Genomic DNA, 18,203 nt, shown 5'->3' on the forward strand with positions numbered 1-18,203 from the left:
CCGCCGCCCTGCCGGATACGGAAGAAGCTGGAAACGCTTTTCAACTGGGGAGAAACAGGGTATAATAAAAAAATATAGAGAATAGAAAGACCCTGATCGGAAGGTGTACCTGTATGGCTGGAAAACTCGGAATCTATATCCACATCCCCTTCTGCCGCAGCAAATGTGACTACTGCGACTTTTACTCCCTGGCCGGACGGGAGGGGCGGATGGACGACTATCAGAAGGCGCTGATCGCCCACATCCGGGAGACGGCCCCTCTGGCCCGAGGCCATCAGGTCGATACCATCTATTTTGGCGGAGGCACCCCCAGCTACTACGGCGAGAAGCGCCTGCGGGAGCTGCTGGGCGAGGTCTGCCGCCGGTTTGACGTGGCCCGGGACGCCGAGGTCACCGTGGAGTGTAATCCCGACAGCGTGGAGAAGAAGATGCTCTGCCGCCTGCGCCGGGCGGGGGTCAACCGCATATCCCTGGGGGTGCAGTCCTGCTGCGACCGGGACCTGGAGGGGCTCCACCGGCCCCACACCTTTGCCCAGGCCAAGGCCGCGGTCCAGGCCGCCCGGGAGGCCAAGATCAAAAATGTGAGCCTGGATTTCATCTACGGCCTGCCCCACCAGAGCATGGAGGCCTGGAAGGAGAGCGTGGAGAGCGCCCTGGCCCTGGAGCCGGAGCACCTCTCCTGCTACGGCCTGAAGGTGGAGGAGGGGACACCCCTCTACACCCGGGTGGAGCGGGGGGAGATCCTCCCCGACGACGACATGCAGGCCGACATGTACCTGTGGATGGTGGAGCGGCTGGCCAAGGCCGGATACAAGCAGTATGAGATCTCCAATTTCGCCCGGCCCGGCTTCCAGTCCCGGCACAACCTGAAATACTGGATGGGACGGCCCTACATCGGCTTCGGGCCGGGGGCCCACTCCGACTTCGGAGGACGGCGCTACTCCTTCGTGCGGGACCTGGACGCCTATATCGAGGGGGTGCTCCACGGCGGGAACATCGTGGACGAGTCCGAGCTCATCCCCCAGCGGGAGCGGGGCGGGGAGTATCTGATGCTCCGACTGCGCACCACCCGGGGCATCGAGGAGTGGGAGTACCGGCGGGAGTATTTTATGAACTTCGACCCCATCGAGCAGAAGCTGGAGGAGTACGAGCGCCGGGGCTGGGCCGCCCGGCAGGACCGGCGGTGGTACTTTACGCCCCAGGGGTTCCTGGTGTCCAACCAGCTCATCGGCGCCCTGCTGGAGATCCAGGAGAAGGCGGCCCTGGACACCCTGCTTCCCCGCCTGCGCCGGAACGTCCGGGACACGGAACCGGGCCAATCCTGAGAAAATCGGGGAGAAAGACGGCTTTCGGTTTACAAATGAGCGGCGATGTGTTAACATAACAAAGTATTGGCGCGCCCGGAGCGGTTTGCCCGGGCGCCTTTTCCTGGCCGGAGAGGGTCTCTCCGGCTGGTGAGGAATCGGGATTGGACCGGCTGTGAACAGCCAAGGAGGTTTTTTGTACATGAGCATTTGGAGCAAGCGCGCCGCCGCCGCGGCCATGGCCCTGGTCATGGTGGGGAGTACCGCGGCCTCTGCGTCGGTGGCGCTGGGACATGACATCCACAGCGGCAGCGTGGGACTCTCTCCCGGGACGGGCGTGGACTTCCAGATCTTCTGGAGCGACACCTATTCCGACCTGCGCACCGAGAACTATCTGACCTATACCCCCAACGCCGACGTGCGGCCCACCATGGCCTACGGCAAGAGCATCACCAGCCGGGAGACCCTCACCACCATGGCCAAGACCCTGGAGAGTCAGGGCAAACGGGTGGTCGGCGGCATCAACGGGGGCTACTACTCCTTCTCCACCGGAGCGCCCGAGGGGGTCATCATCACCGACGGCATCCTGCGCTCCACCCCGTCGGCCGACAGCTCCCAGGGGGGCGGCTCCTGGTACTACGGCATCGGCTTCCGGGAGGACGGGACGGCCTTCATCGGCCAGCCCAAGATCGCCGTCCGGGCCAACTTCGGGGGCCAGACCTACAACATCGCCGGCGGCCTCAATAAAGTGCGCAGCGATACGGGCGGGTATGTGCTCCTCAACAGTGATTTCGGCAGCACCACCAACAACACCAGCGCGGGCGTGGACGTGATCCTCACCCCGGTGCTGGACGGAGTGGGCGAGACCGTCACCCGGGAGGACGGAGCGGTCCTCACCCGGCGGGAGGCCCCCGCGGTCATGAGCCGCATGACCTTCACCGTGGACCAGGTGCTGGAATCCAACTCTTCCATCGCCATCCCCAGCGGGAAATATGTCCTGACGGTCAACAATAAGAGCGGCGAGGCGGCCACCGCCCCCCTCAAGGCCCTCAAGGCCGGGGACACGGTGGAGGTGGACTTTGCCACCAGCGACACCCGCTGGACCGAGGCGGTGGAGGCCACCGGCGCCCCCAGCCGCCTGGTGAACGCCGGACAGGTGGACTACGCCAGCTTCATCAACGACCCCAACGCCAAGACCCGCCGGGCCCGCACCGCCATCGGTCTGAAGGCAGACGGCAGCGTCGTCTTCTACACCATTGACGGGGACCAGTCCGGGTACAGCGTGGGCGCGACGCTGGAGCAGGTGGCCATGCGCCTGATCGAGCTGGGCTGCGTGGAGGCAGTGGCTCTGGACGGCGGCGGCTCCACCACCCTGGGCGCCACCTATCCCGGCGAGAGCACCCTGGGCGTGGTGAACAAGCCCTCGGGCGGCTCCCAGCGGGCCAACAGCACCGCCATTTTCCTCACCACCACCCTGACGGCCACCGGAGTCCTGGGCTCCTACTATGTGACCCCCAGCGACGCTATGCTCCTGGCGGGCAGCAGCATCCAGCTCTCCGCCCAGGCCCTGGACACCGCCTACTACCCCATGAGCGACACCACACCGGTGAGCTATTTCATCCAGAATGGGGACGGACTGGTCACCACAGACGGCCTCTTTACCGCCGGCAGTGAGAGCGGCACCACCCAGGTCACCGCCAGCGGCGGCGGCGCGGAGGGAAGCGCCACCATGACGGTGGTCAAGACCCCCGACTCCATCTCCCTGAGGAATGAGAGCAGCGGAAAGTCTGTGACCTCCCTCAATGTGGCGCCCAGAGAGCAGGTCAACCTGAAGGCCGACGCGGTCTACCGGAAGCTCTCCCTGGTCTCCCAGGACAGCAGCTACACCTGGACCTGTGATCCGGCGGTGGGCAGCGTGGACCCCAACGGCGTCTTTACCGCCGGGAGCGAGGGAGCCAGCGGCACCCTCACCGTGAGCGCCGGCGGGAAGAGCGTGAGCATCCCCGTCAGCGTGGCCGGACACATCCTGCCCCTGGAGAACTGTGAGGGCGACCTGTCCGCCTTTGTGAGCGGCGAGACCGTCACCGCCGCCCCCGAGACCGGACTGGAGCACGTGTGCTTTGGCCGCCAGAGCGTGCGTCTGGACTATGACGCCGCCCAGAACGGCACCGCCGCCCTGAGCGTGAACCTGCCCATCACCGACGGGGAGCGCAGACTGGACCTGTGGGTCTACGGCGACGGCTCGGGCAACAGCCTGACCGCCAGCGTGACCGTGGGCAGCGGCGAGGGAGCCGCGGTGGAGCCTGTGGTTCTCACCGGACTGGACTTCACCGGCTGGAAGAAGATCTCGGTGGAGCTGCCGCAGGGCGCTACCGCGCTGAGCGGACTGAACATCATCTACGGCGGCGGAGCGCAGAGCCAGGGCACCATCTGGGTGGACCAGCTGACCACCGCCAACCAGCAGATGGAGGACAATGCCGCACCCAATGTGACGGTAAAGGTCTCGGGCAGCCAGCTCACCGCCACCGTCACCGACGATGTGGATAAGACCATTTACGCCAAAAATGTGGAGGCCACCTATGACGGCACGCCCCTGGAGGTGACCTGGAACGAGAGCACCAACAGCCTGAGTGCCACCCTGCCCGCCTCGGATGGGAAGGCCCACCGGGTCACCGTGACCGCCAGCGACGCCAGCGGCAATCTGGCCCGGGCCTCGGCAGACATCGCCCCCGACGCAGCGCATGCCAATGTCTTTACCGATATGACGGGACACTGGGCGGCCAAGTATGCCACCTACCTCTATGACACCGGCGTGACCTCCGGCACCGGGGCACCGGGCGAGCCCCTCACCTTTGCCCCCGACCGGAACATCACCCGTGGCGAGTTCTTCGCCCTGGTGGCCCGCTGGCTGGACCTGGATCTGGAGCAGTACGCCGATGTGGAGCTGCCCTTTGCCGACGCCGATCAGGCGCCCGCCTGGGCCCTGGGAGAGATCAAGGCCATGTACAGCCTGGGCATCCTCAGCGGCAGCGAGAGCGGCGGAAAGCTCTACCTGAACGCCAATGCCAACATCAGCCGTGTGGAGGTCATGACCATTCTGGGCCGGACCCAGGCCAAGGGGTATGAGGCCCCCGCCCTCACCGCGGCCGACGCGGGAGACGTGCCCGCCTGGGCCCTGGACTATGTCCGCATCCTGGTGGGCCAGGGCGTGGTGTCGGGATACGGCAACAAGCTCAATCCCAACCAGTCCATCACCCGCGGCGAAGTGGCCACCATGCTCTATACCATGCGCTGAGCCCTCCCGACCGGGTGGGATCAGGCCGCCAACATGAGAAGCTGAAGCAAAACTGCCGCTCTCCGGAACACTCCGGGGAGCGGCAGTTTTTCGTGGTAAAAGAGAATATCTTACGTTTTCATAAAGAAAAGCGATGGATTCCCTTGGGTGTGTTGACGGAGCATGACCGGACCTGTTACAATCGGCCCTGCTGCGCGCTGCGGCGGGAAATGCGCTCTATCACATGCTGGGCGCTTCGAAGGGGCTGTATATATCCAATAACATCTTCTTCACACTGGCGCTGGGCGTTTTGATGCTGAACATCCTGGAGCAGGGGAGGAACACCCCACACCGGGGGAAAAAGGTCCTGTGTATCGGCGGTGTGGCCGCCGTCCTGGTCCTGGGGGCCGTTCTGGCAGAGGGAGGGATCATAGTCCTGCCCTTTATGCTCACGGCCTACGTCCTGCGGGACCGGGTCGCTCTGCGCAACGGGCTGTGGCTGGCCGGCTCGGCCGTGCTGCTGGCGCTGTCCTATGTGCCCTATCCGACCCGGTTTGAGACGCTGGTCATGCTGGGATATAATTCCGATTTCCTCTTTGTTCTGGCGATTCCCTTTCTGATGCTCTATAATGGGGAGCGTGGACCCAAAACAGCGGCGTCCAAATATCTGTTTTATGGATTCTACCCGCTGCATCTCTGGGTGATCGGCCTGCTGGCGCTGGCCGTAGCCTGAGTGCACGGAGCGGAGAAAAGGAGACGTGGGGTATGTATCGGCTCATCGCACTGGATATTGACGGGACCCTGATCGGTCCGGACGGCCGGGTGAGTCCCGCCAATCGGGAGGCTATCGCCCGGGCCCGGGCGGCGGGGATGAAGGTCGTGCTGTGCACCGGCCGCTCCTGGCAGGAGTCGGAGGATGTGGCCGACCAGGCCGGGTGCGACCGCGTGCTGGTCTGCCAGGGGGGCGCGGCCCTGGCCGATCTGGCTCTGCGGCGCAACACCCGCCGGTGGGACATGCCCCGGGAGACCGGATTGGCCCTGGTGGAGCGGCTGGAGCGGGAGGAGCTGGGCCTTATGCTCTTCGCCGGGGAGGAGCTGCTGGTCAATCCCAAGGGGGATGAGATCTTCCGCACCTATCCCAGCGCCGGGTTCCACCGGTGCAAGCGGGTGGAGGGAAGCCCCGGCGCCGTCCTGGAGCGGGAGGGGCTGCCCCTGAGCAAGATCTATGCCCAGGGTGCGCCGGAGACCTTCCCGCCCCTGCTGGCGGAGCTGGGAGAGTATGCCGATGTGGAGCTGACCTCCTCGGCGCCCTATAATTTTGAGATCGTCCCCGCCGGTGTGGACAAGGGGACCGGACTGGCCGCCCTGGCCGAAGGGCTGGGGATCGCGCTGGAGGAGTGCGCCGCCATCGGGGACAGTGACAACGACCGGGGCATGCTGACGGCGGTGGGAATGCCCATCGCCATGGGAAATGCCACCGAGGCCATCCGCGCCCTGGCGCGCCGGATCACCGCCAGCAACCGGGAAGACGGTGTGGCAAGGGCCATTGACCGCCTGCTGGAAGAAAATTGAGGAGAAAACAGAAAGGGCCCGGGACGGAAAAACCGTCCCGGGCCGCTTGCTTACGGTGCTTCCACTTCCGGCGGAGCGTCGGCCGGGCGGAGGAACCGCCGGCAGAACTCCTCCGCAGGGAGGGGGTGGGAGAAGTAATATCCCTGTACCATGTCGCAGGGATAGTGCTTGAGAAATTCCAGCTGCTCCTGGGTGGAGATCCCCTCGGCCACCGTCTTGAGGCCAAGGCGGCGGGCCAGCTGAAGGACGGCCTCCACCACAATGGCGGTGCGGGGACATTCCGGCTGGGAACGCAGCCCGTCAAAGAGGGATTTGTCCAGCTTGATGGTGTCCACCTGGACCTGCTGGAGCATATAGAGGGTGGAGTAGCCGCTGCCGAAGTCGTCGATGGAGCACTGGAAGCCCATCTGATGCATGGCCTCCACCACCTCGGAGAAGAAGGTGGGATTCTCCCCCATCATGGTCTCGGTGAGCTCAAACTCCAACAGGGAGGGGGGCACGCCGTAGCGCTCCTGGATGGCCTGATAGGCGGCCAGAGTGCCCACGGCCAGGTTGGCCCGGGAGAAGTTCACCGAGATGGGCACCGGCTTCAGCCCGGCGTCCAGCCACTGGCGCAGCTGGATACAGCTCTGCTCAAACATATACCGGTCCAGCCGGGTGATGAAACCGTTGCGCTCAAAGTACGGGATAAAGGAGTCCGGGCGGAAAAAGGCCTGCTCCCCGTCCTGCCAGCGGACCAGGGCCTCCGCCCCCACCACCCGGCGGCCGGCCAGGGAGAATTTGGGCTGGAGATAGATCTTGAAATCGCCGTTCTCCAGCGCGCGCTCCATCTGATTGCAGATGTTCTGCTCCCGCAGGCGCTGCTCCTGGTCCTCCGGACGGTACCAGGCACAGGTGGAGAGCTTGTCTGTGGAGTGCTGCCGGGCACGCTTCCGGGCCAGGTTGGCCTGGTCCAACAGATCGGAGAGGGGATGGGATGGATCGTTAACCAGACACAGACCGATGGTGAGATGGAGATAGTAGGGGGTGGGGGTGTGCTCGTTGAAGCGGTTGACATGGCGTGCCATCTCCTCCAGCCGGGCCTCCAGCGCGGCGGGAAGGTCCGCGTGAAGGAGGAGAAGGAATTGATCCTGGGTGTCCCGGGCCACCAGCTCTCCGGGCTGGAGGCGGTCCTGGAAGGAGCGGCACAGGTGGGAGAGGACCCGGTCCCCCGCGCTCTCTCCAAAGATCCGGTTGACCAGACCAAAGGCCTGGATATCCGCGCTGACCAGGACATAGGAGGCGGGAGGGGCCTCCGGGAGGATCTTTTCCACCCGCATGGAGAAGCGCAGGGCATTGTCACCCCCGGTGACGGGATCGGAGAAGGCCAGCTGCTCCAGCAGCTGGGTATGCCGCTGCTGCGCCCGGAGGAAAAAGTACAGGAACAGCAGGAAGGCCGCCCCCAGCAGGAAGCACAGAAGGATGCCCAGCAGCATGGCCTGGGAGAGGGAGCGGTTCATGCTCTCCAGCGGCGTACGCAGCAGCAAAAACCAGTTCCCGAACGGAAGGGGGAAGTAGGTGATGGCCGCCTCCTCCACCGTGTTGTGATAGTAAAAGATGCCCTGGCGGCCCTCGGAGAGGTCGGAGCGAAGCTGATCCAGAGAACAGTCCCGCTCGGGCACGGTGCGGGAGAGAAGGTCAAAGACATTTTCGCCACACTGCTCCGAGAGAATGATGGAGCCGTCAGACTCTACAATGGTGATGCGGTCGGACTGGTTCTGGGGGAACCAGCGGGTCACAAACCGCTGGGTGTCCCGCCAGATGAGAGCACCCAGAATGGAATTGTCGTGGCCTACGATGGGCACGGCGTACACCAGATACTCTGTTTGGTTTTCCAGGGAGAATTCCGGGCTGATCTCCAGTACTTCAGAGCCCTGGAGGGCCTGCTCCACAATGGAGTTGCCCGCCATGGAAAACGAATTGCCGTTGGTGAGGTAGAGCGTCCCGTCCGGCTCGGCCAGCGCCAGCTTGTCCAGGGTCTGCCCACCGGCCAGATTGCGCAGGTGGGTCAGCCGATTCTCCCGATCGGGCAGGTTGGCGCAGGTCTCGGCCGCCAGGTTCAGGTTATAAAAATCCTCTTCGACCCGGCTGGTCACCGTGAGAACGGCGTTCTTCGCATTTTCCAGGAGATACTGGTCGGTATCCGAGCGCATCAGGTGGAGTACACGCAGCGTATAGGCCGTAGCACATCCGATCACGGCCAGACAGACCAGCACCAGCGCGGCAGCGGTCCAGGTCCGGGATTTGTCGGAAATATCCTTCATATACAGCCTCCTGATCCATAGGATGAGGTGGTTTTTTTGCACCGCAAAGTGGTTACATATGCATTTTATTTTATCACAGGAAGATAGGCGGCCGCAACCGTGTATTTTCCGGTCGAAGGAGCGGCCTTTTGGACAAAATGACCCGGGCAGGTTGCTTTTTATATGGAGAGCGGATATAATTTGAAATAAGTGGAACTTTCCCTGCTGAAATGCGTCTGATGATTGGAAACATCCCAACGTCATTTTCCGGAGGTGTATGGAATGAAAGGAACAAGATGGCTCTCCGCAGCCCTGGCCCTGACCATGACGGTGAGTCTGAGCGCAGCGCCCGCGGCGGCGGCGACCTTTACCGATCTGAACGGCCACTGGGCCAAGGCCGATGTGGAATATCTCTCCTCCCTGGGGCTGGTCAGCGGATATAACGACGGGACCTTCAAGCCCGACGCCGCCATGAGCGCGGTGGAGGCCCTGCTCTTCTGTGCCCGGGTGACCGGCGTCGACAGCGCCACCAAGACCAAGATCGCCCAGGCCTGGGAGGATACCCTGAAGGAGATCGTGCCCGCCGATATGCTCACCTGGGCGGCCCCCGATCTGGCGGTGTGCCTGGAGACCGGGATCATTACGAGCGCCGAGCTCAAGGCCCTGGCCAACGGGAGCGGGCTGCTCAACGCCATCCACCGGGAGAAGGTGGCCCTCTACCTGGCCCGGGCCATGCAGATCGACGGCGCGGCCGAGAGCCTGACCGAGTACGAGCTGACCTTTGCCGACCAGGACAGTATCTCCCGGGACCTGCGGCCCTATGTGTATCTCCTCACCGACTACGGCATCCTCAAGGGGGACGAGCTCAACCGCTTCCTCCCCAAGAGCAGCGTGAACCGTGCCTCGATGACCTCTCTGATGCGCCGTGCCATGGACTTTATGAAGGAGAAGGGCATCACGGTGGAGCTGGCCGACTACACCACCTATGACTGGGTGGGCGGCACCATCACCTCCACCTCGGTGAGCAGCGGCGGGACCACCGTCCTCACCATCCAGAGCCCCCTGAGCGGCGCGCGCACCCTCACCCTCCCCGCCGGGGTCACCATCTATGAGAACAATATGAAGTCCACCGGCGGCGCCCTGAAAAACGGCTCCTATGCCCGGGTGAAGCTCAACAGCAGCGGCACCCCCACCGCCGTTTGGGTCAGCGGCGCGCTGGAGACGCTGTCGGGCAGCGTGTCGGATATGGAGGGACATACCGTCACCGTGCAGACCGGCAGCGGCGTGCGCGATTTCCGGGCCGACCGCTTTACCGAAGTGCAGGTGGGCAACGGCACCGGCGGCGTGGAGCTGCTGGACGACGGGGCGGGCTATGCCCGGGCCGAGTGCATGGTGGATGCCCAGGGCCATCTGGCCGCCCTGCGCCTCACCGGCGGCACCCGGCAGGAAAATGGCCTGCTCTCCGAGGTGAAGAGCAACAGCGACGGGTCCTACACGGTACAGGTCACCAGCATGAGCGGGGTGAAGACCCGCTATACCGTGCCCTCCGGAGCGGGGGTCACCATTAACGGCGCGGTGGGCAAACTGAGCACCGGACATGTGGGAGACTATGTGACCCTGCGGGTCTCCAACGACGAGGTTTCCACCGTCTCCGCCCTGAATGTGGATACCGCCTCCGACTATGTACAGGGCTCCATCCGCAGCGTGAGCTACTCCCAGACCCCCGGCAAGCTCACCATCAACGAGTTCAAGAGCGGGAAGAGCGTGACCTACACGGTGGCCAGCGGCGCGGTCATCACCTATGACGGCAAGGCCACCACCCTCTCCAAGCTGGAGAAGAACGCCTATGTGACCCTGCGCCTCTCGGGCACCGAGGCCGCCGAGGTCCTGGCCTATCCCGGCTCCTCCACCGAGGAGGGCGTCATCACGTCCATCACCTACGGCTCTCCCATGGTGATGGAGGTCACCCGCGCCGACGGACAGGTCCTCACCTTTGACATCGACCTGACCGATCCCCCGGAGGTCTACCGCAACGACGCGCGCAGCTCCATCGACCGGCTGAAAAACGGCGACTCGGTGGTGGTCACCGTGCGCTACCAGGAGGTCAGCTCCATCGACGCCACGCCCCAGAGCGCCAACGCCAGCGGCATCATCCAGAAGGTGACCATGGACACCAGCGGCACCCTCATCGAGGTGGCCCTCTCCAATGGGGGGACCGCCTCCTACCGGGTGAGCGCCGGGGTGTCGGTGACCCAGGACGGCAAGGCCGTGTCCATCGACTCCCTCAAGCCGGGCTATCAGATCGCCATGGTGCTGGACGGGGACCAGATCCTCTCCATCGAGGTGGACAAGAGCGCCGTCTCCTCCAACCAGATCGACGGCACCGTGCTCTATGTGAACAGCACCAGCGAGGAGATGCTCATTCAGCGGCGGGGCGAGGACCAGAGTGTTATCACCGTGGATGTCTCCGATGCCCAGCTCCTCTCCGTGACGGGGGGAGAGCTCTCCCTGCGGCAGTTCGAGACCAACCAGAACGTGACCATTTACGGCTCCTATGACGGCCTGACCTTCCGGGCCACGCTGGTCATCCGGACCTAAAACACAGCTTGCATGGCGGCCCGCGGGCTTACAGCCCCCGCGGGCCGCGTCTTTTCCCCAGGTGCGCCTTGACTTTTGGGGAAGAAGTGAATAAAATGAAGAGAACCGACACCAAACTGACAAAAAAGGATTGAGAAAAAATATGGCACAGGACAAAAAGCAGGTGGAGCAGATCACCGATATGGAGGTGGACTTCGCCAAGTGGTTCACCGACGTGTGCAAGAAGGCGGAGCTCATCGACTACTCCTCCATCAAGGGTATGTTCATCCTCCGGCCCTACGGCTACGCCATCTGGGAGAACTTTCAGAAGATCCTGGACGAGAAGTTCAAGGAGACCGGACATGAGAACGTGTATCTCCCCATGCTGATCCCCGAGAGCCTGCTCCAGAAGGAGAAGGACCACGTGGAGGGCTTTGCCCCTGAGTGCGCCTGGGTGACCTACGGCGGCTCGGAGAAGCTGGAGGAGCGCTACTGCATCCGGCCCACCTCGGAGACCCTGTTCTGCGAGCACTATGCCAACATCATCCACTCCCACCGGGACCTGCCCAAGCTCTACAACCAGTGGTGCTCCGTCCTGCGCTGGGAGAAGACCTCCCGCCCCTTCCTGCGCCACCGGGAGTTCCTGTGGCAGGAGGGCCACACCATGCACGCCACCGCCGAGGAGGCCATCGCCGAGACCGAGCGCATGTTCAACATCTACGCCGACTTCTGCGAGAACTACCTGGCCATGCCCGTGGTGAAGGGCCGCAAGACCGACAAGGAGAAGTTCTCCGGCGCTGAGGCCACCTACACCGTGGAGTGCATGATGCACGACAAGAAGGCCCTTCAGGCCGGTACCTCCCACTACTTCGGGGACGGCTTTGCCACCGCCTTTGACATCACCTTCACCGGCAAGGACAACAAGCCCCACCATCCCTTCCAGACCTCCTGGGGCGTGTCCACCCGCCTGATCGGCGGCGTCATCATGACCCACGGCGACAACAACGGTCTGGTCCTGCCCCCCCGCATCGCCCCCACCCAGGTCATCATCATCCCCGTGGCCCAGCACAAGGAGGGTGTTCTGGAGGCCAACGAGGCCGTCATGAACCGCCTGAAGGCCGCCGGCATCCGGGTGAAGATGGACGCCTCCGAGCAGTCCGCCGGCTGGAAGTTTGCCGAGTACGAGATGAAGGGCGTGCCCCTGCGCCTGGAGATGGGCCCCAAGGACATGGAGAAGAACCAGTGCGTGCTGGCCCGCCGGGACAACGGCGAGAAGAGCTTTGTGTCCCTGGACAACATCGAGGAGACCGTCAAGACCATGCTGGACGCGGTGCAGCAGGGTCTCTTCGACAAGGCCAAGAAGAACCTGGAGGACAACACCTACGCCTGCTCTTCCCTGGAGGAGGTCAAGGAGAAGATGGCCAGCCAGGGCGGCTTCGCCAAGACCATGTGGTGCGGCGATCTGGAGTGCGAGCTCAAGATGAAGGAAGAGGCCGGCGTCTCCTCCCGCTGCATCCCCCTGGAGCAGGAGCACCTGGGCGATGTGTGCCCCATCTGCGGCAAGCCCGCCAAGCACATGGTGTACTGGGGCGTGGCGTACTAAATACAAAACGGTAAGCGAGATATGGAACGAGGGCCGTCCCACCGGGACGGCCCTCGTTTGCTGTATGGAGAGCGGGGGTTCCTGTCAGCCGAAATCATGCCGGTCGCCGCCGTGACTGCCGATGGACTCCAGTGTGGTGACGATGGCCTCGATCCTGTGGAAGCAAGCCGGATCGGAGAGCGTATCGTCCCGAAGAATGGCGCGGATCTCCTCCAGGGCGCGGTAGCAGACCGATTCCACCAGCGTCTGTGCGTCCAGCTTCAGCTCGGGAAAGCGCACCTCGATTCGCTCTTGTGCCAGTGCGTGGATCAGGATCTCTTTGTATAAATCCAATGAAATCACCTCATGCTTAGAATATCTGGTTTTCAGATAAAAAGCAATATCTGAAAATCAGATATTCTAAGATGGCGTGGGTGATTTTATTATGAGAATAGAACCACTGCGCTATGAGCGCATCCGAAATCTGAGGATCGACCGGGATCTGACGCAGCAGGAGATTGCGGAGGTGCTCCACATCAAACAGAATACCTATTCCCAGTATGAGACGGGTACCCTGAACTATCCGCTGGAAGTGGTAGCTGCACTGGCTCAGTTTTACGGAACCAGCGTGGACTATCTCCTGGGGCTGACCGACGAGCAAAGGCCTTACCCCCGCCGGAAGAGCTAAGGAGAGATGGGAGCTGTGGCGTATGCACGTATACGAGATCTGAGAGAAGATAAAGACCTATCCCAGAGAGAGCTGGCTGAGATCCTCAATTGTAGTCAGCGCATTTACAGCAACTATGAGCGTGGGGATGTGGATATCCCCACGGAGATTTTGCAGAAGCTGGCCCAGTTCCACAAGACCAGCGTGGACTATCTCCTGGGGCTGACCGACGAGCAAAGGCCTTACCCTCGCCGGAGGGAGTAGCGGGAGAAAAATTCCGTGTTGCATTTCCGGAAAAATGGGGTTATAATGACCTCAACCTGTTAAAGTGAGGAAGTAACCATGAGACAGCAGCCCCTCACAACTGCATCCTATTTTGTTTCCTTTGGCTGGGCCCGATTTATGGGCGCCGGCTTTTTTGGCATGGGGAAATAAGAGGGATGAGATGAGTGGGGGACCTGCCGAAGGTCTATTCTTTGCCGCAATTTGTGGGCGCTCATTGAGTTCATCAATGAGCGCCTTTTGTTATGTAAAGCACAGGTGTACGGGCCGGAAGGACCCGGATATAGAAAGGATGGAAATACTATGGTAGTCGTAATGAAACCCGGCACGCAGCAGCAGGAGATCCAGGCCCTGGCCCACAGCTTTGAGGAGATGGGCCTCCAGGTGGGCATCACCAACGGCGTGGGATGCAGCATCCTGGGCCTGGTGGGCGACACCACCGCCGTGGACATGGACAAGATCTCCATCAATCCCCACGTGGAGCGGGTCATGCGGGTGCAGGAGCCCTATAAGAAAGCCAACCGGAAGTTCCATCCCGAGGACAGCGTGGTGGACGTGCAGGGCGTGAAGATCGGCGGGGGCCACTTCGCCGTCATCGCCGGGCCCTGCTCGGTGGAGAGCGCCGAGCAGGTCACCTCCATCGCCCGGGACGTGAAGGCCTCCGGCGCGGCCATGCTCCGGGGCGGCGCCTTCAAGCCCCGCACCTCCCCCTACTCCTTCCAGGGCATGGGGGAGAGCGGCCTGGACCTCCTGCTGGAGGCCAAGGCGGCCACCGGACTGCCCATCGTCTCTGAGATCATGGCCCCCCGGTATGCCGAGCTCTTCGAGGAGAAGGTGGACCTGGTGCAGATCGGCGCCCGGAACATGCAGAACTTCGACCTGCTCAAGGAGGTGGGCAAGCTCTCCAAGCCCGTCCTCCTGAAGCGGGGCCTGGCCAACACCTACGAGGAGTGGATCATGTCCGCCGAGTACATCATGGCCGCCGGCAATGAGAACGTCATCCTCTGCGAGCGGGGCGTGCGTACCTTTGAGACCTACACCCGCAACACCCTGGACCTCTCCGCCATCCCCGCCATCCGGCAGATGAGCCACCTGCCCATCATCGTGGACCCCTCCCATGCGGCGGGCATGTACTGGATGGTGGAGCCCCTGGCCCTGGCCGCCACCGCCATTGGGGCCGACGGCCTCATCGTGGAGGTCCACAACGATCCCGCCCACGCCAAGTGCGACGGACAGCAGTCCCTCACCCCCGAGAAGTTCGACACCCTCATGAAGAAGGTGGAGAGCCTGCGCGCCTGGCGTGAGGGCCAGAACTGAGAGAGGAGCGGCCATGAAAACACTGAGGGTAGACCTGCCCGGACGGGCCTATGACATCCACATCGAACGGGGCGCCCTGGACCGGGCGGGCGAGCTGTGCCGCGGCGTGCTCCCCCGGTGTACCCGCCTCTTTGTGGTGACCGACTCCAATGTGGCCCCCCTCCACCTGGGACGGGTGGTGAAGAGCCTGGAGGAGGCCGGCTTTGAGACGGCCTGCCAGGAGATCCCCGCCGGGGAGAGCAGCAAGTCCCCCGCCATGCTCACCGAGCTCTGGGAGAACATGATGGACTTCGGCCTCACCCGCACCGACGCGGTTGTGGCCCTGGGCGGCGGCGTGGTAGGCGATCTGGCGGGCTTTGCGGCCGCCACCATCCTGCGGGGGGTGGACTTCATCCAGATCCCCACCACCCTGCTGGCCCAGGTGGACTCCTCCGTGGGGGGCAAGGTGGCGGTGGACCTGCGGGCCGGGAAGAACCTGGCCGGGGCCTTCTGGCAGCCCAAGCTGGTCCTCATGGACCCGGAGGTGCTGGAGACCCTCCCCGACGGCGTGTTCGCCGACGGCATGGCGGAGGTCATCAAGTACGGCTGCATTCAGGACGCTGTCTTCTTCGATTTCCTGGCCCAGCGGCCCAGCCGGGGGGAAATCATGGCAGAGATCGAACACGTCCTGTATACCTGCTGTGATTTAAAACGCAGCGTTGTGGTGGAGGACGAGCGGGACGTGGGCGCCCGGCTGGTCCTCAACTTCGGGCACACTCTGGGCCACGCCTACGAGCTGGCGGGGAACTACACCCGCTGGACCCACGGTCAGGCGGTGGCCGCCGGGATGGTGCGGGCCGCCGCCCTGGGCGAGAAGCTGGGAATCACCCCCGCCGGGACGGGGGAGCGCATCGCCGCTCTGCTGAAGGCCTTCGCCCTGCCCACCGCCATCCCCTGCACGGCGGAGGAGTATGCCGCCGCTGTGGGGCTGGACAAGAAGGGAAGCGGGGGAGACATCCAGGTCCTCCTGCTGGAGGAGATGGGGAAGGCGGTCCCCCACCGGATGACCAAGGCCGCCCTGCTGGAGGAACTGAAATGAACGTGACCATTACCCCCAAGAAGCTGGCGGGGGCCATCACCCCGCCCCCGTCCAAGTCCCAGGCCCACCGGCTCATCATCGCCGCCGCCCTGTCCGACGGGTTCTGCCATCTGTCCAACGTGTCCCTCTCGGAGGACATCCAGGCCACCCTGCGGTGCATGCGCACCCTGGACGCCGACGCCTCGGCCGACGGCACCGTCATCCGGGGCGCCGACCTGGTGGACGGCCACGAGGACCCCGCCCCCACCGTCATGGACTGCGGGGAGAGCGGCTCCACCCTCCGCTTCCTCATCCCGGTGGCTCTCGCCCTCAAGGGGAAGGGGAGCTTCACCGGGCATGGCCGCCTCATGGAGCGGCCCCAGGAGCCCTATTTTGAGCTCTTCCGGGAGAAGGGGATCGCCTGGAGCTTGGAGGAGAGCGTGCTCACGGTAGAGGGACGCCTTACCCCGGGTATCTACGCCATCCGGGGGGACGTGTCCTCCCAGTTCATCACGGGTCTGCTCTACGCCCTCCCCCTCCTGGACGGGGACAGTGAGATCCATCTCACCACCGAGCTGGAGAGTCGGGGCTATGTGGACATGACCCTGGACGCCCTGGAGCGGTTCGGCGTGGAGGTAGAATATGACGGGGCGCGGACCTTCCGGGTCAAGGGGAACCAGATCTACCGCCATCAGGACCTGACCATCGAGGGGGACTGGTCCAACGCCGCCTTCTGGTTTGCCGCCGCCGGGATGGGGTGCGAGCTGGACATCCAGGGGCTCAATCCCCTCTCCTGTCAGGGGGATATGCGTATCGCCGCCCACTATGCCGCCCTGTGCGGGGAGGAGCTGGTCCGGGAGGCGGGGGAGACGCCCGCCGCCCGGGAGGGCCGCCGGACGGTGGAGCTGGACATGAGCCAGTGCCCCGACCTGGTGCCCCCGGTGGCCGCCCTGGCCGCCCTCACCCCCGGGTGCGACACCCATCTGGTGAATGCCGCCCGCCTGCGCATCAAGGAGAGCGACCGCCTGGCCACGGTGACCGATGTACTCAATGCCCTGGGCGCCCAGGTGGAGGAGTACCCTGATTCTCTCATCATCCACGGCCGGGCGTCCCTGGCCGGAGGGGTCACCGTGTCGGGCCACAATGACCACCGCATCGCCATGATGGCCGCCATCGCCGCCATCCGGTGCGAGGCCCCCGTGACCATCACCGGAGCGGAGTGCGTGAAGAAGTCCTACCCCAACTTCTGGGAGGAGTATGCGCGGCTGGGCGGAGCCATCCGCCGGGAGGAGGAAGCGGTATGAGATACACCATCTTCGGCGAGTCCCACGGCCCGGCCATCGGCGTGACCCTGGAGGGGGTGCCCGCCGGGCTGGCCCTGGACTGGGACTTCATCCGCGCCGAGCTCAAACGCCGTGCGCCCGGGCAGGACGACACCTCCACCCCCCGGCGGGAGGCCGACGAGGTGGAGATCCTCTCCGGCGTCTTTGAGGGCCGGACCACCGGCACTCCGCTGTGCGCCGTCATCCGCAACACCGACACCCGGAGCCGGGATTACAGCAAGCTCCGGGACATGCCCCGGCCGGGGCACGCCGACTACACCGGACAGCTCCGCTACGGGGGATACAACGACTACCGGGGCGGGGGACATTTCTCCGGACGGCTCACCGCGCCCCTGGTCTTTGCCGGGGCGGTGGCCAAGCTGGCCCTGGGGGAGCGGGGAGTCACGGTGACCGCCCGGGTCTCCAACATCGGCGGCATATCCGAGCCCACGCCCGAGCAGGCCCGGGCACGTATCCTGGAGGCCAAGCGTGAGGGCGACTCGGTGGGGGGCTGTGTCCGCTGCACTGTGGAGGGCATGCCCGCCGGACGGGGCGCCCCTGACTTCGGGTGCAATGTGGAGGGGATCTTTTCCCAGTACCTCTTTGCCATCCCCGCGGTGAAGGGGATCGCCTTCGGGGCCGGATTCGGCTTTGCCGCCATGCAGGGGAGCGAGGCCAACGACCCCTTCTGTCTGGAGGGGGGCGCGGTGCGCACCGCCACCAACCACACCGGCGGCGTCAACGGCGGCATCACCAACGGGATGCCGGTGGAGTTTGAGGTGGTCTTCCGCCCCACACCCTCCATTTCCAAACCCCAGCGGACCGTGAGTCTGAGCGCCATGGAGGAGCGGGAGCTGGTGGTGGAGGGCCGTCACGACCCCTGCGTGGTGCTGCGGGCCGTGCCCGTGGTGGAGGCCGCCGCCGCCCTGGCCGCCTGCCAGGTGCTGGGACTGGACTAGAGAGAGGA

The 18,203-nt window shown here is 64.2% G+C and carries 14 protein-coding genes; 12 read left to right on the forward strand and 2 right to left on the reverse strand.

The genetic code is table 11. From position 1 onward, the window contains the following. The first annotated feature begins 113 nt into the window (after positions 1-113). The 4 genes from hemW (at position 114) to INF37_RS12230 (ending at position 6,150) form a co-directional block, all read left to right on the forward strand. Complete coding sequence (gene hemW, locus INF37_RS12215; RefSeq protein ID WP_186963517.1) at positions 114-1,325, forward strand: radical SAM family heme chaperone HemW; 1,212 nt, start codon at positions 114-116, stop codon at positions 1,323-1,325. 181 nt (positions 1,326-1,506) lie between these two features. Beyond that, positions 1,507-4,599 (forward strand): phosphodiester glycosidase family protein, encoded by a 3,093-nt coding sequence (locus tag INF37_RS12220; protein ID WP_193538577.1) that lies wholly within the window; start codon positions 1,507-1,509, stop codon positions 4,597-4,599. Between the two features lie 223 nt (positions 4,600-4,822). Further along, positions 4,823-5,311, forward strand: a complete 489-nt coding sequence (locus tag INF37_RS12225) for a TraX family protein (protein ID WP_215654309.1) — start codon at positions 4,823-4,825, stop codon at positions 5,309-5,311. Between the two features lie 32 nt (positions 5,312-5,343). Beyond that, a complete protein-coding gene (locus INF37_RS12230) occupies positions 5,344-6,150 on the forward strand; it encodes a Cof-type HAD-IIB family hydrolase (protein ID WP_193538581.1) in 807 nt (268 codons plus the stop codon). A gap of 50 nt (positions 6,151-6,200) precedes the next feature. Here the strand turns inward: INF37_RS12230 and INF37_RS12235 are convergent, their stop codons facing one another. Continuing rightward, positions 6,201-8,453 (reverse strand): bifunctional diguanylate cyclase/phosphodiesterase, encoded by a 2,253-nt coding sequence (locus tag INF37_RS12235; RefSeq protein WP_193538583.1) that lies wholly within the window; start codon positions 8,451-8,453, stop codon positions 6,201-6,203. A 261-nt stretch (positions 8,454-8,714) separates the two neighbouring features. Here INF37_RS12235 and INF37_RS12240 point away from each other — a divergent pair, with 261 nt between their 5' ends. After that, positions 8,715-11,030, forward strand: coding sequence for an S-layer homology domain-containing protein (locus tag INF37_RS12240; RefSeq protein ID WP_193538585.1), 2,316 nt, complete (start codon positions 8,715-8,717; stop codon positions 11,028-11,030). A gap of 142 nt (positions 11,031-11,172) precedes the next feature. Beyond that, positions 11,173-12,612 carry a proline--tRNA ligase gene (gene proS, locus INF37_RS12245; RefSeq protein WP_101691649.1) on the forward strand — a complete coding sequence of 480 codons (1,440 nt, stop codon included), beginning with the start codon at positions 11,173-11,175 and terminating at the stop codon, positions 12,610-12,612. Positions 12,613-12,696: 84 nt separating this feature from the next. Here the strand turns inward: proS and INF37_RS12250 are convergent, their stop codons facing one another. Beyond that, positions 12,697-12,945, reverse strand: coding sequence for a hypothetical protein (locus tag INF37_RS12250; RefSeq protein ID WP_101691650.1), 249 nt, complete (start codon positions 12,943-12,945; stop codon positions 12,697-12,699). 91 nt (positions 12,946-13,036) lie between these two features. Here INF37_RS12250 and INF37_RS12255 point away from each other — a divergent pair, with 91 nt between their 5' ends. The 6 genes from INF37_RS12255 (at position 13,037) to INF37_RS12280 (ending at position 18,195) form a co-directional block, all read left to right on the forward strand. Beyond that, the gene (locus INF37_RS12255; protein ID WP_193538587.1) at positions 13,037-13,279 is read left to right on the forward strand and encodes a helix-turn-helix domain-containing protein; all 243 of its coding nucleotides are present in this window, start codon (positions 13,037-13,039) and stop codon (positions 13,277-13,279) included. Between the two features lie 15 nt (positions 13,280-13,294). After that, complete coding sequence (locus INF37_RS12260; RefSeq protein ID WP_328821077.1) at positions 13,295-13,522, forward strand: helix-turn-helix domain-containing protein; 228 nt, start codon at positions 13,295-13,297, stop codon at positions 13,520-13,522. Positions 13,523-13,843: 321 nt separating this feature from the next. Next, positions 13,844-14,857 carry a 3-deoxy-7-phosphoheptulonate synthase gene (aroF, locus tag INF37_RS12265; RefSeq protein WP_101691653.1) on the forward strand — a complete coding sequence of 338 codons (1,014 nt, stop codon included), beginning with the start codon at positions 13,844-13,846 and terminating at the stop codon, positions 14,855-14,857. A 13-nt stretch (positions 14,858-14,870) separates the two neighbouring features. After that, positions 14,871-15,935, forward strand: coding sequence for a 3-dehydroquinate synthase (aroB, locus tag INF37_RS12270; RefSeq protein WP_193538591.1), 1,065 nt, complete (start codon positions 14,871-14,873; stop codon positions 15,933-15,935). Continuing rightward, on the forward strand, positions 15,932-17,218 hold the full coding sequence (gene aroA, locus INF37_RS12275; RefSeq protein ID WP_193538593.1) for a 3-phosphoshikimate 1-carboxyvinyltransferase: 1,287 nt from the start codon (positions 15,932-15,934) through the stop codon (positions 17,216-17,218). The genes aroB and aroA overlap by 4 nt, the downstream gene beginning before the upstream one ends. Further along, on the forward strand, positions 17,215-18,195 hold the full coding sequence (locus INF37_RS12280; RefSeq protein WP_193538595.1) for a chorismate synthase: 981 nt from the start codon (positions 17,215-17,217) through the stop codon (positions 18,193-18,195). The genes aroA and INF37_RS12280 overlap by 4 nt, the downstream gene beginning before the upstream one ends. Positions 18,196-18,203 lie beyond the last annotated feature (8 nt).

Source organism: Pseudoflavonifractor gallinarum (assembly GCF_014982855.1).
GTDB classification, from domain to species: domain Bacteria; phylum Bacillota; class Clostridia; order Oscillospirales; family Oscillospiraceae; genus Pseudoflavonifractor_A; species Pseudoflavonifractor_A gallinarum.